The 12,442-nt window shown below is 69.8% G+C and carries 11 protein-coding genes; 4 read left to right on the top strand and 7 right to left on the bottom strand.

The features are described 5' to 3' along the window. Window positions 1-104: 104 nt before the first annotated feature. Window positions 105-1,052: an AurF N-oxygenase family protein gene (locus tag ACZ53K_RS11120; RefSeq protein WP_468834032.1), complete on the bottom strand. Its 948-nt coding sequence runs from the start codon at window positions 1,050-1,052 to the stop codon at window positions 105-107. A 171-nt stretch (window positions 1,053-1,223) separates the two neighbouring features. On the opposite strand from ACZ53K_RS11120, the gene ACZ53K_RS11125 reads away from it, so the two are divergent. After that, window positions 1,224-2,339 (top strand): ferritin-like domain-containing protein, encoded by a 1,116-nt coding sequence (locus tag ACZ53K_RS11125; RefSeq protein ID WP_468834034.1) that lies wholly within the window; start codon window positions 1,224-1,226, stop codon window positions 2,337-2,339. A 13-nt stretch (window positions 2,340-2,352) separates the two neighbouring features. On the opposite strand, the gene ACZ53K_RS11130 is transcribed toward ACZ53K_RS11125, so the two are convergent. Further along, the gene (locus ACZ53K_RS11130) at window positions 2,353-2,760 is read right to left on the bottom strand and encodes an ATP-binding protein (protein WP_468834036.1); all 408 of its coding nucleotides are present in this window, start codon (window positions 2,758-2,760) and stop codon (window positions 2,353-2,355) included. Between the two features lie 170 nt (window positions 2,761-2,930). On the opposite strand from ACZ53K_RS11130, the gene ACZ53K_RS11135 reads away from it, so the two are divergent. Beyond that, complete coding sequence (locus ACZ53K_RS11135; RefSeq protein ID WP_468834528.1) at window positions 2,931-3,827, top strand: helix-turn-helix domain-containing protein; 897 nt, start codon at window positions 2,931-2,933, stop codon at window positions 3,825-3,827. Window positions 3,828-3,838: 11 nt separating this feature from the next. Continuing rightward, on the top strand, window positions 3,839-4,030 hold the full coding sequence (locus ACZ53K_RS11140) for a DUF397 domain-containing protein (protein ID WP_468834039.1): 192 nt from the start codon (window positions 3,839-3,841) through the stop codon (window positions 4,028-4,030). Here ACZ53K_RS11140 and ACZ53K_RS11145 read toward each other — a convergent pair. The 4 genes from ACZ53K_RS11145 to ACZ53K_RS11160 all read right to left on the bottom strand — a co-directional run bounded on the left by ACZ53K_RS11145 (window position 4,027) and on the right by ACZ53K_RS11160 (window position 8,429). After that, window positions 4,027-4,875: an ABC transporter ATP-binding protein gene (locus tag ACZ53K_RS11145; RefSeq protein WP_468834041.1), complete on the bottom strand. Its 849-nt coding sequence runs from the start codon at window positions 4,873-4,875 to the stop codon at window positions 4,027-4,029. The two genes, ACZ53K_RS11140 and ACZ53K_RS11145, sit on opposite strands and share 4 nt — an antisense overlap. Window positions 4,876-4,962: 87 nt before the next feature. Then, on the bottom strand, window positions 4,963-5,442 hold the full coding sequence (locus ACZ53K_RS11150) for an HD domain-containing protein (RefSeq protein WP_468834044.1): 480 nt from the start codon (window positions 5,440-5,442) through the stop codon (window positions 4,963-4,965). A 36-nt stretch (window positions 5,443-5,478) separates the two neighbouring features. Beyond that, window positions 5,479-6,933 (bottom strand): penicillin-binding transpeptidase domain-containing protein, encoded by a 1,455-nt coding sequence (locus tag ACZ53K_RS11155; protein ID WP_468834046.1) that lies wholly within the window; start codon window positions 6,931-6,933, stop codon window positions 5,479-5,481. Continuing rightward, window positions 6,930-8,429, bottom strand: coding sequence for an FtsW/RodA/SpoVE family cell cycle protein (locus ACZ53K_RS11160; RefSeq protein ID WP_468834048.1), 1,500 nt, complete (start codon window positions 8,427-8,429; stop codon window positions 6,930-6,932). The genes ACZ53K_RS11155 and ACZ53K_RS11160 overlap by 4 nt, the downstream gene beginning before the upstream one ends. A gap of 732 nt (window positions 8,430-9,161) precedes the next feature. Between ACZ53K_RS11160 and ACZ53K_RS11165 the strand changes: the two genes are divergently transcribed. After that, window positions 9,162-10,400, top strand: a complete 1,239-nt coding sequence (locus ACZ53K_RS11165; protein WP_468834530.1) for a cytochrome P450 — start codon at window positions 9,162-9,164, stop codon at window positions 10,398-10,400. Between the two features lie 605 nt (window positions 10,401-11,005). On the opposite strand, the gene ACZ53K_RS11170 is transcribed toward ACZ53K_RS11165, so the two are convergent. Then, window positions 11,006-12,238 carry a cytochrome P450 gene (locus tag ACZ53K_RS11170; RefSeq protein ID WP_468834051.1) on the bottom strand — a complete coding sequence of 411 codons (1,233 nt, stop codon included), beginning with the start codon at window positions 12,236-12,238 and terminating at the stop codon, window positions 11,006-11,008. Window positions 12,239-12,442: the final 204 nt, after the last annotated feature.

A 12,442-nucleotide genomic window follows, 5' to 3' on the forward strand; every position in this document is an offset into this window, starting at 1 on the left:
TGTTTCGCTCCTCTTCTCCTCCTCCTCCCCCCGCACCCCTTTCCCCCCCGGCCCCGGGGCGCACCGGCACGGCAACGGCCCCCATCGCACCCGCGTTCCCAGGGTTACGCCAGCAGCCCCGAGCTCTTCCAGAGCTTGCGGCCCACGCCGCGCAGGACGCCGATGTCGTCGAGGAACTCCGTCAGCCGGCCGGCGCCGGACTGCATCACCTCGCGGCGGTGGCCGCTGGCCTTCACCTGGGCGACCGCCTCCCGCCGGTCCAGGCCGACGTTCGTGTACACCTGCGGGTTGACGAAGGCGATGGAGAAGACGCGGGCCGCCTCCCCGCAGCTGACCCGGGTCAGCTCCTGCTCCCAGCGCGGCGCGGTGACCATCTGGCGGCGCAGTTCCTCACGCGCGTACCGGACGTGCCGGGCCTCCTCGACGACGTGGATGCGGGTGACGCCGCGCACGATCGTCTGGACCCGCTCGTCCGGGAAGGTCAGCCGCTGCATCCAGTCCAGTATCTCCTCGCCGAGCAGCGTGCAGGCGAACGAACCGGGCGTCGTGGAGACGGTCTTGAGGACGCGCGCGAGGTTGTGGTTGAGGCGGGAGACGGGGTACGCGGGCGCCTCGCCCTTCTGGATCATGCGCGCGAACATCTTCGAGTGCCGGCACTCGTCGGCTATCTCGGTCAGGGCGTAACGGACGTGCGCACTGGTGACGGACTTGTCGTAGATGTGCCGTACCAGCAGCTGCATCAGGATGATCTCGAACCAGATGCCCAGCGAGGCCAGCGACGCGGCCTCGTGCCGGGACAGCTCCATCCGCTGCTCCTCGGACATCTTCTGCCACATCGGGGTGTCGTAGAGGGAGACCAGCTCCGGCGGCCAGAACCACTTGCCCTCTTCCAGGGGCGCGTCCCAGTCGAGTTCGGTGTCCGGGTCGAAGGAGTGCTTGGCGGAGGAGTCGAGCAGTCGTTCCGCCACCTGCTCGCGGTCCTTGAGCAGCCCGAGGGCGTCCCGGAGGACTTCCGGCTCCGGCACGGTGGTCGCTGTCGTCACGGTCGTCATGGCTGTGGCTACCTCGCTCGTGGGTTACCCGCGGTCACGTCTTATGAGACTGCTTGTCAGCAAGCCCGTCAATCCCCTGTGCGCGAATTGTTGACCCGCCGGTAAGTCCGTGTGAGCCTGCCAACGACCGTCTCCGGTACGGGGGGTCACAAGCGAAGCGAGGAGGCGCAGGTGTCGAGCCGCGAGCTGTACACACAGGACCCGGGCGCATACGCGTGGACCGTACCGGCGGGCAGTCCGGCCCGCTTGAGCTGGGAGTACGACGACGGCCGCGAGCGGCTGCTGGCCCTCTACCAGAAGGGCAAGGACAAACAGTGGGACGCCAACCTGCGCATCGACTGGGCGCAGGAGGTGGACCCGTACGACCCGCTCGGCACCCCGGACGAATCGGTCTCCCTGTACGGCACCGCGTACTGGGACCGGATGTCGGACAAGGAACGCGGCGAACTGCGGCAGCACTACGCGTCCTGGCAGTTCAGCCAGTTCCTGCACGGCGAGCAGGGCGCGATGGTGTGCGCGGCGCGGATCGTGGAGACCGTCCCCGACCTCGACGCGAAGTTCTACTCCGCGACCCAGACCATGGACGAGGCCCGGCACGCCGAGATCTACAGCCGCTTCCTCAAGGACAAGATCGGGATGCTCTACCCGGTCAACGACAACCTCCAGGCCCTGCTGGGCGACACCCTCAGGGACTCCCGCTGGGACATGCCCTACCTCGGCATGCAGGTACTGATCGAAGGCCTGGCGCTGGCCGCCTTCGGCATGATCCGCGACACCACCACCCAGCCGCTCCCCAAACAGATTCTCGCCTACGTCATGCAGGACGAGGCCCGGCACGTCGCCTTCGGCCGGCTGGCACTGCGCGACTACTACAAACAGCTGTCCGACGGCGAACTGCGCGAACGCGAGGAATTCGTCATCGAGGGCTGCTACCTGATGCGCGACCGGCTGCGCGGCCTGGAAGTCCTGGAGAACTTCGGCGTCCCCCGCCAGGAAGCGGCCGACCTCACCGAAAACTCCGAATTCCTCCACCTCTTCCGCAAACTGCTCTTCAGCCGCATCGTCCCGTGCGTCAAGGACATCGGCCTGTGGGGCGAACGCCTCCAGCGCGCCTACGTGGACATGGGCGTCTTCGACCTCGGCGACTCCAACCTGGACCAGCTGATGGCCCAGGACGAGGAACTGGCCGACCAACTCGACGCGGAACGCTTCGCGAAGGAGGAACGCGAACGGGTGGGGGAGGTTACGGAGACGATCGCCCTGGGGGCGGAGGAAACCGAGGGGTGAGTTTGCGTGGCCCTCACGCTCGTGCCATGAACGGCCCCAACTCGAACCAGGTCGCCTTGCCGGGCCCGACACCGTGCCGGCACACGCCCCACGCGGAGGCGTTCGCCGAGATGAGCAGTATGCCGCGGCCGGCCTCGGCCCTGGGTGAGGGCGAAGCGCACACCGGCAGCCCGGTGGCCTCGTCGTGCACGAGCACCCGGAGCTGACTGGGTACGGACCACTCCGCGTACACCGTGACCGGCGCAGTGCAGTCGCTCGTACGGCACGCGTTGACGGCGTTGGTGACGGCCTCGGACGTGAGCAGCAGCGCCGTATCGGTGAGGTCCCCGCGACCCACCGCCGCGAGCAACGCCCGCACGGCCTCCCGCGCGACGCGGACCCAGACGGGGTCGGGTGGGAAGACGAGGGAGCAGGTGTGCATGGGGGTCTCCTGCCGTCGAGAAGTCGACTGCCTGACAGCCGAGTTGGCGGAGACGGTACGTACACGAGTGAAGCCGTTACAACCGTGAACGCCAGATTCGCCCCGCACGAGTGACGATGAGTGGTGTGGATGGACCGCCCGTGTCCCAGTGCGACACACTGCGCTGGGCCATGAGGAGGTGCCAGTTGCCACCTAGGAACTCCCCGAGCGAACGGCAGCGACGACTCGGCGCGGAGCTGCGAAAACTTCGGAAGCGCGCCGGGATGTCAGGAGACGACGCAGGGGCTCTGCTCGGTGCGGAGCGCACGCGGGTGAGTCACATCGAGGCCGGGCGGGTGGATGTTCCGCGCAACGGGCTGTACAAGTTGCTACGCGCCTATGGGTGCGAAGAGGGACCGTATTTTGAAGCGCTGATGGAGATGGCCCAGAGCCGGGGAAAGGGCTGGTGGGACGAGTTCAGTGACGCGCTCAGGCACGATGCTCTGGACCTGGCCGAGGCGGAGGCGAGTGCCCGCGCCATCCGTATGCACCAGCCCCTGTTCATCCCCGGGATGTTCCAGACGGCGGACTACGCCCACGCCGTGACGATGACGACGGGGCAGGACCCTGCCCGGGTCGAACGGTACGTCGCCTTCCGCCTCGCCCGGCAGCGCATCCTGACGCGGCCGGACCCGGTCTCTTACCACGCCGTGATCCACGAGGCCGCGTTGCGAGTACACGTCGGCGGTGCCGGCACCATGCGCAGGCAGCTGATCAGGCTGATCGAACTCGCCAGGCTGCCTCATGTGACGCTACAGATCTTCCCGTTCGAGAAGGGCGCCTACGCGGCGTTCAGCCGGCCGTTCGTCCTGATCGGCGGCCGAACCCCGGAGCTGGGCACCGTCTACTTGGAGCATCCGATCGAAGCCGTGTTCCTGACGGATGGAGATCACAACCACGAGTACGACAAGATGTTTGCGCGCTTGGCGAGCCTTGCGCTCGATCCCGTCGACCCGGAAGCCCCGCCGGAGTCGCATGACAGACCGGATTCACTGAGCTTGATCCAGCACATCATGTACGGACTGTGAGAGGAGTTCGAGTGTTCCCCCTTGAATGGCGCAAGTCATCGTTCAGTACCGGAGACCACGGAGAGTGCGTGGAGGTGGCGGCAAGCTCCTGCGGGGCCGTCCGGTTCCGGGAAAGCGACGAGCCGACCGCCGTCGGCTCCGTCGCGCCCGGGGCGTGGGGTGCGTTTCTCCGGGCCGTCAAGCGTGCGCAGTTGGACGGTTAGCGGCGGCCCGAGCGGGCGAGCCAGCGGCCGTCGTGGCGGGTCACCTCGATGGGGCGGCCGAAGCAGGCCGTCATGCGCTCGTCGGTGAGGACGTCCGTCACCGGGCCCGCCGCCTGTACCCGGCCCTCGCGTAGGAGTAGGGCGTGGCCGATGGCGGGGGAGAGCTCTTCCAGGTGGTGGGTGACGGTGACCGTGGACAGGCCGGGGCGGCCTTCGGCCAGCCGGTGCATGGTGTCGATCAGGTCCTCCCTGGACGGCAGGTCGAGTGCGTTGAACGGTTCGTCCAGGAGGAGCAGCGACGGGTCGGCCATCAGCGCGCGGGCGATGAGGAGGCGGGCCCGCTGGCCGCCGGAGCATACGCCGTACGGGCGATCGGCCAGGTCCTTGCACTCCAGCTCGGCCAGCAGGTCGTGCGCGCGCTCTCGGGTGGCGTCGTCGTACTTCCCCCACAGCGGCTGCACCGTGCCGGTTGCTCCGGTGAGGACCACGGTGTGGCCGGTGGCGTCCTGGGGGACTTTCTGCGCGCTGGAGACCAGGCCGATCGCGGCGCGCAGTTCGCGTACGTCCACGGTGCCGAGGCGGTGGCCTAGCACCTCGACCGTGCCGGTCGTGGGGAACATCAGCGCGCCGATCAGCCGCAGGACGGTGGTCTTGCCCGCGCCGTTGGCGCCGAGGAGGGCCCAGTGCTCACCGGTGCGTACGGTCCAGTCGATGCCGTCGAGGATGAGCTGTTCGGTGGTGAGACGGCGCACGCTTGCGTTGTGGAGGGCCGCGATCACTCGGCTTTCGCCGGTCGAGGGGGCCGAGGGGGCCGAGGGCTGGTCCGAGGGCTCCGGGAGTGTCATGGCGGGGAGGTTAGCTGTGCATGGCAGCTTTGTGAGGTGGGTGTCCGGGGTGTGGACCGGGGGCGGCCTGTAGGGCGTCGCAGCGTCCTACGCCAGGCCCAGCAGGCCACGGACCCGGCGGTACTTGACCGTCAGCCGCTCCCGCGTCGCCGCGTCCAGCAGCGCGAGCCGCGCCGGGTCCGCGTTGTGCGTCAGGTCCGCTTCCTTGATCAGCAGTGCGCCGGGCGTGGCCAGGATGCGGGCCGTATACGCCTCGGCCGGCTCACCCGGGCGCTTGGTCACCGCGCGGACCATCGCCTTGGTGCGGGCGGTGAGCGCGGCGCCGGCCAGCCACGCGGGCGTGAGCGCGCCGTCCTCGACGGCGTCGTGCAGCCAGGCGGCGGCGATCTGTTCGTCGCTGCCGCCGCGCTCCCGTACGCCCCCGGCGACCGCGGCGAGATGCTCCGCGTACGGGCGGCCGGCCTTGTCCGTCTGCCCCTCGTGGGCCCGGCGGACCAGCGCCTCGACCTCAGGGAGAGATAGAAATGCCTGGTCACCGGCCTGGTTTTCGTGTTCTGGCTGTCGCACGCTGCCCCCTGCGCCTCGTGGCCCTTTCCCCGTACGTCACCGTAGCGCGGCCTGCATCACCGCGCGGGCGATGGGCGCCGCGCTGCCGCCGCCGCTGATGTCCGCGCGGTTGGCCGCCGCGTCCTCGACGACCACCGCCACGGCCACCGCCGGGTCCGCCGCGCCGTTCTTCCTGGCCCAGGAGACGAACCAGGCGTACGGCGTGCCCTTGTTGTCCACGCCGTGCTGCGCGGTGCCGGTCTTGCCGCCGACGGTGGCGCCGTCGATCGCGGCGCCGGTGCCGGTGCCCCGGGTGACCACGCCGGTCATCAGCTCCTGGAGCTGCCGCGCGGTGCCGCGGCTCATGGCCCGGTGCAGGGTCTTCTGCCGAGTTCTGGAGACCGTCTTGCCGTGCGCGTCGGTCACCTTGTCCACCAGATAGGGGGCTTTGACCTGGCCGTCGCCGGCCACCGCGGCGGCGACCATCGCCATCTGGAGCGGGGTGGCCGTGGTGTCGTACTGGCCGATGGCCGAAAGGGCCACCTGCGCCTGGTCCATGTCGGTGTCGAAGACGCTGCGGGCGGCGGTGGAGGGGATCTTCAGGTCCGCGTCGTTGAAGCCGAAGTTCTCCGCGGTCTCGACCATGCCGTCCAGGCCGATGGCCACGCCCAGCCGGGCGAAGACGGTGTTGCAGGAGACTTCGAAGGCGTGCCGCAGCGACGCGTTCTCGCAGCCGTCCGCCTCGTTGGTGAGCCGGGTGGACGTCCCCGGAAGGGTGTACGGGCTCGGGACGTCGGTGTCCGCGTCGAGGTCGGTGACCTTGTGGCGGTCCAGCGCCGCGGCGGCCGTGACGACCTTGAAGGTGGAGCCCGGCGGGTAGGTCTGCTTCAGGGCGCGGTTGATCATGGGCTGGCCGGTGCTCCGGTCGAGCCGGTTCCAGGTGTCGGCCACGGCCTGCTCGGTGCCGGCGAGGTCGTTCGGGTCGTACGACGGCGTGCTGACCAGCGCGAGGATCTTGCCGGTCCGTGGTTCCACGGCGGCCACCGCGCCCTTCTTGCCGCCCAGCCCCTCGAACGCGGCCCGCTGCACCCCGGAGTCGACCGTGGTGATCACGTCGCCGCCCGGCTGCTGCTCGCGGCTGATGTCCGTCCACAGCGGCAGCGCGGCGAGCTGCGGGTCGGTGCCGGACAGGACGTCGTCCTCGGCGTTCTCCAGGAGCGAGGTGCCGTAGATCTGGGACGCGTAGCCGGTGACGGGAGCGTACAGCGGTCCCTCGGCGTACGTCCGCTCGTACCGCAGCTGACCGCCGCTGTCGCGCGATCCGGTGACCGGGTCGCCGTCGACGAGGAGGTTGCCGCGCGGCTGGCTGTAACGGGCCAGTGCGGCGCGCCGGTTGGCGGTGTTCTTGTCGTAACCGTCGGCTTCGAAGACCTGGACGCGGGCGGCGTTCAGGAGCAGCGCGACGAGCAGGACCAGGCAGAAGACGCTGGCGCGGCGGATGTAGCGGTTCACCGGTCGCCGCCCTGGTCGTCGTGGTCGGAGGAGGGAGTGGGGGAGGGGGAGGGGCCTCCGTATCCGTATGCGTACGGGGGGTCCTCTTCCTCGTACGGGCGGGCCGAGGCGCCGGAGCGTGCGTCACCGGGCGGCACCGCCGCTACGACCCCGGTCTCCGCGGCCTCCGGGTGGGGTCGGCGGGCGCTGTCGCTGACGCGGATGAGCAGCGCAATGATGATCCAGTTGGTGACGACGGACGAGCCGCCCTGGGCGAGGAACGGCATCGCCATGCCGGTCAGCGGGATCAGGCCCATCACCCCGCCGGCGATGACGAAGACCTGGACGGCCAGGAGGGAGGCGAGGCCGACGGCCAGCAGCCGGCCGAACGGGTCACGCAGTGCCAGGCCCGCCCGGTAGCCGCGGGCGACCAGCAGCGCGTACAGGAGGAAGAGCGCGATGAGGCCGGCCAGGCCCAGTTCCTCGCCGAAGGTGGCCAGGATGAAGTCCGACTTCATGGCGAAGCCGATCAGGGCGGAGTGGCCTTCGCCCAGGCCGGTGCCGAGCAGGCCGCCGGCGGCGAAGGCGAACAGCGACTGGGCGAGCTGGCTCGCGCCCCGGCCCGCCGTGATGCTCGCGAAGGGGTGCAGCCAGTCCGCGACCCGGCTGTGCACATGCGGTTCGAGGACGCCGACGGCGGCGGCGCCGGCGGCGGCGAGCAGCAGGCCCATCGCGATCCAGCCGGTGCGGCCGGTGGCCACGTACAGCAGGACGACGAAGACGCCGAAGAAGAGGAGCGAGGTGCCCAGGTCGCGTTCGAGGACCAGGACGCCGACGCTGACCAGCCAGATGGCGACGATCGGGCCGAGCACCCGGCCGGTGGGGAAATGGAGCTTCCACATCCGCTTGCCGGTGTGGGCGAGGGCGTTGCGGTTGGCCGCCAGATAGGCGGCGAAGAAGACGGTGAGCAGGATCTTCGCGAACTCGCCGGGCTGGAAGGAGAAGCCCGCCACCCGGATCCAGATCTTGGCGCCGTTCACGGCGGGGAAGAAGATCGGGACGATCATCAGGGCGAGGCCGGCGGCGACCGACACGTAGGCGTACCGCTGCAGGGTGCGGTGGTCGTGCAGCAGCAGGACGACGGCGGCGAAGAAGGCGACGCCGAGGGCGGACCAGACCAGCTGGGTGGGCGCCGCCTGATCCTTGGGCGTCTCCAGGTCGAGCCGGAAGATCAGCAGCAGCCCCAGCCCGTTCAGCAGGATGGCGATGGGGAGCAGCAGGGGGTCGGCGTAGGGCGCCCGGAACCTGACGGCGAGGTGGCCGAGGAGGGCCAGGGCCGCCAGGCCGGCGCCGTAGCTCGCCGCGTCGCCCGGGACGGCGTTCTGCCGGGCGAGCCCGACGTCGATGTACCCGCAGACGCTGATGAGGACGGCGCCGGCGAGGAGGGCCAGTTCGGTGCCCCGCCGCCCGGGCGTTCTCAGGCCCGGTGGGGGAGCGTCCGCCGTGGTTGCGGTCATGACAGGCAACGTAGCAAGAGTTGGGGTGTATGTCCGCTATGTCCGCTATATCAGTCATGTCGGGTTGGTGGGGTGCCGGGCGGGTGGGGTGGATGTCGGCGTGGCCCTGGGGTCGGGGCGGGCACGATTTCGGGGTCGGTCGGGCACTGTTTCCGGAGCCGGGCGGGGATGGGTGGGGTCGGTGGCGGGCCCAGCGGTGCCCCGGGTGGGTGGGCCGGGCGGTGCGCCGGAGGGGGGCGGACGCCGGAAGCGCCGTACGGGTTGCCTCGTTCGCCCGTGACGGAACCGGTGGGCCGCAAACCCCGCGTACGGTTGGCTTTCGCCCATGACGCCCGGTACCTCCACAGCTCCGGCGGAGCGCCGCGCCGCGATGGCCGACTGGCCCGCGAGCGGGGCCAGTTCGCTCGGCCGGCATCAGGCCCTGGCCGCCTCCGGGAGAGCCCCTAGGGGGGCAAACAGGGGTTGTTCCGTGATTGCGCGCAATGGCAGTTTGTAAACTCGCCCTCAGACCACGCGCACACATATGTACAAGGCTGAGCTCGTCACGCTGGATGCGGCCGACCGGTCCATGGCGCACGTCACATCCGCGAACGCCGAGCGGATGTCCCGGCGTTCGGCAGCCCTTACCGGGGGCCCGCCGAGGGCGGGTGACCGTCCCCCTCGACGAAAGGCAGTATTAGCGTCATGACGACTCTCCGTTCCCGGATCATCGCCTGGGCCGGCCGTATGTATATGGCAAGGACGCGCAAGAAGGGCTTCGACCTGTCTCGGATGTCTTTCTTGCCCGAGTCTGTACTGATGCCGTTGCGGCGCGACGGGCTGGACCCGGTGGGCGAGCTGGCTACGGTGCGTGAGAAGGAGCCGATCAGCAAGCTGCCGGTGCCGATCGCCGCCAATGTGTGGCTGGTCACCGGTTACGACGAGGTCAAGGCCGTCCTGGGCAAGGGCAACGCCTTCAGCTCCGACTTCACCAACCTCATCGGCCAGGCCGGCGCCAGCACCGACCAGAACCCCGGCGGCCTCGGCTTCGCCGACCCGCCGGTGCACACCCGGCTGCGCCGCCTGCTGACGCCCGAATTCACCATGCGCCGCCTCGGCCGGCTCACGCCCCGCATCCACGAGATCGTGGAGGAGCGGCTGGACGCCATGGAGAAGGCCGGCTGCTCCGGCGAGCCGGTCGACATCGTGGAGCACTTCGCCCTGCCGATTCCGTCGCTGGTCATTTGCGAACTCCTCGGAGTGCCGTACGAGGACCGCGCGGACTTCGAGCGGCTGAGCGCCGCCCGCTTCGACCTTTTCAGTGGCGCCAACGCGTCCTTCGGCGCCATATCGGAATCGCTGCAGTATTTCCGTGAGGTGGTCAAGAAGCAGCGCCAGAACCCGGGCGACGGCCTGCTCGGCATGATCGTGAAGGAACACGGCGACTCGGTCAGCGACGAGGAGCTGGCGGGCCTGGCCGACGGCGTGCTGACCGGCGGCTTCGAGACGACCGCGAGCATGCTGGCGCTGGGCGCCCTGGTGCTCCTCCAGGACTCCTCGCACTTCGCGGCCCTCAGGGGCGGCGACGAGGCGGCCGACCGCTATGTGGAGGAGCTGCTGCGCTACCTCACCGTCGTACAGGTGGCCTTCCCCCGGTTCGCGCGGGAGGACCTGGAAATCGCCGGTGTGCCGATCTCCAAGGGCGACGTGGTGCTGTGCTCGCTGAGCGGCGCCGACCGGGACGGCAAGCTGGGCCCCGACATGGAGCGCTTCGACCCGTCCCGCAACGTGCCCTCGCACCTCGCCTTCGGCTACGGCATCCACCGCTGCGTCGGCGCCGAGCTGGCCAAGATGGAGCTGCGCGCGGCCTACCCCGCGCTGGTGCGGCGGTTCCCCAACATGCGGCTCGCGGTGCAGCCCGAGGAGCTGGCGTTCCGCAAGCTGTCGATCGTGTACGGGATCGAGTCGCTGCCGGTCCGCCTCGACGGCTGAGCCGGATTCTTCCTTCCCCTCGTTGGTGCCAATGGAATGCGACATTCCGACGTACCGGAATGCGAGGGGTCGGTTACTTTTTCAACGACCGGGTGCCTGGCCGAAAGGCCGAGTGCCCGGTCGTTTCTCTTCCTCCTTACGGACGAGGGGTGCGGAATTCCGCAGGGGTCAAAGTCCCGGAAAACACGGGAGTTGCGTGGCCTTATCCGCTCATCTTCGGTGGACTGTTACCTGTCCGGAGATTTCTCGTGATGCGGGGTGAATAGCTTCATCGCGCATACGTACGTGTGCGTGTACGCGTACGCATCAGGAGCCACCGCGACCCCGTGCACCACGATCCGCCACGGCAGCGCCGGAAGCACCGGACGTACCGCCGCCCTGAGCGTCCTCGCGCTCGCCGTCAGTGGCGTCGTGACCGCCTGCAGATCCCGTCGGCCGAGGTCGACAGCCGGCCCGTCCTTCCGCTCGGGCTCACCGGCGACGGCGAGCTGGACGTACCCCCGGTGGACAAGGCGGACAAGGCGGGCTGGTTCACCAAGGGGGTCACGCCGGGGGAGAAGGGGCCGGCCGTCCTTGTCGCGCACTACGACACGGCCCGGCCCGCCTCACTCCGCCCGCAGGGCCACCGGGAGGCTGGTGACGCCGCTGAGCAGGTTGGAGTAGTTGCGGCGGGTGTCGCCGCGCAGCTCCACCGAGGCGACGATCTCGCGCAGTCCGGTCAGCATGGCGGCGATCTCCGCGCGGCCCAGGTAGGCGCCGAGGCAGAAGTGCGGGCCGTAGCCGAAGGCGAGGTGTTTGTTGGGGGCGCGGCTGAGCAGGAACCGCTCCGGGGCCTCGAAGACGTCCTCGTCCATGTTGGCCGAGTCGTTCCACAGCGTGACGATGTCCCCGGCCTTGATCACCTGCCCCTGTCCGCCGACCGGCACGTCCTCCAGCGCCGTACGGCCGAAGTGCAGCGCGGGCGTCGTCCACCGCAGGATCTCGTCGACGGCGGTGGAGATCTCCGCCTCGCCGCTCTTCAGGGCCCGCCACTGCTCCGGGTGTTCGACGAGGGCGAGCACACCGCCGGTCATCGACATCCGGCTGGTCTCGTCACCGCCGATGATCAGGCTGTAGCAGTTGACCACGATCTCGTCCATGGTCAGCGGCCGGCCCTCGATGAGGCCGGTGGCCAGCACGCTGACCGCGTCGCTGCCCGGGTTCCTGCGCCGCTCCTCGGCCAGCGTGCCGAAGTACGCGAGGATGTCGTTGCGCGCCTGCCACGCGGCGGCGGGCGACTGGGCGGCGCCGTCGTTGCCGAGAGCCGTCGCGGTCAGCTCCAGCACCTTGGCCCGGTCCGCCTCGGGTACGCCCATCAGGTCGCAGATCGCGGTGAGCGGGATGTCCGCCGCCACGTCCCGGGCGAAGTCGCACTCCCCGAGGGCGACCGCTTCGCGGAGCAGCGCGCGGGTGGACTGCTGGATGTTGTCCACCACGCCTTCCAGCGCGCGCGGCGAGAACGCCTTGAGCAGGATCTTGCGGATGTCGGAGTGCCGCGGCCCGTCCGTCACCGCGGCCATCATGCCCGCGGCGGAATCCCCGCCCATCAGCAGCGTGGTGAGAACATTTCCCTTCTCCGACGTGAACCGTTTGTTGTCCCGGTAGATTTCGGAGACGTCGGCGTGCCGGGAAACGACCCAGAAGCCCGGCGCCCCGCCGACCGAGGGGTGCCAGTAGAACGGCTGGGTTTTCCGTAGGTGGCGCCAGACCTCGCTCAGGTCGTACTCGGCGTGCGTACGCGGGTCCGTCAGGTCGAGCGTCGCTATGTCACCCGGACTCAGCATGATGCGGCTGGGCATGGATTCAACTGCTCCTTAGGCTCCGTGGCAGGCGTCGGCCGTGTCGCCGTGTTCGCCGCTTTCGGTCTGCGGCCCCGGCGTCGTCCGCCGGTGGCCGGCCATGGTCCCCCGTGGCCCGGTCGGCCGGAGTCGCCCATGCGGCCGCTCCGCATTTTCACAGTAGCAACTCGCCGCGTACCGGCGGAGGTCGTGCCCGGTGTCCGC

This window comes from Streptomyces sp. NPDC033221 (genome assembly GCF_055577005.1).

Coding starts and splice junctions, on each gene's coding strand:
- ACZ53K_RS11120 (WP_468834032.1), bottom strand. CDS start 1,052: ATGACGACCGTGACGACAGCGACCACCGTGCCGGAGCCGGAAGTCCTC.
- ACZ53K_RS11130 (WP_468834036.1), bottom strand. CDS start 2,760: ATGCACACCTGCTCCCTCGTCTTCCCACCCGACCCCGTCTGGGTCCGC.
- ACZ53K_RS11135 (WP_468834528.1), top strand. CDS start 2,931: ATGAGGAGGTGCCAGTTGCCACCTAGGAACTCCCCGAGCGAACGGCAG.
- ACZ53K_RS11145 (WP_468834041.1), bottom strand. CDS start 4,875: ATGACACTCCCGGAGCCCTCGGACCAGCCCTCGGCCCCCTCGGCCCCC.
- ACZ53K_RS11160 (WP_468834048.1), bottom strand. CDS start 8,429: ATGACCGCAACCACGGCGGACGCTCCCCCACCGGGCCTGAGAACGCCC.
- ACZ53K_RS11165 (WP_468834530.1), top strand. CDS start 9,162: ATGGCAAGGACGCGCAAGAAGGGCTTCGACCTGTCTCGGATGTCTTTC.
- ACZ53K_RS11170 (WP_468834051.1), bottom strand. CDS start 12,238: ATGCCCAGCCGCATCATGCTGAGTCCGGGTGACATAGCGACGCTCGAC.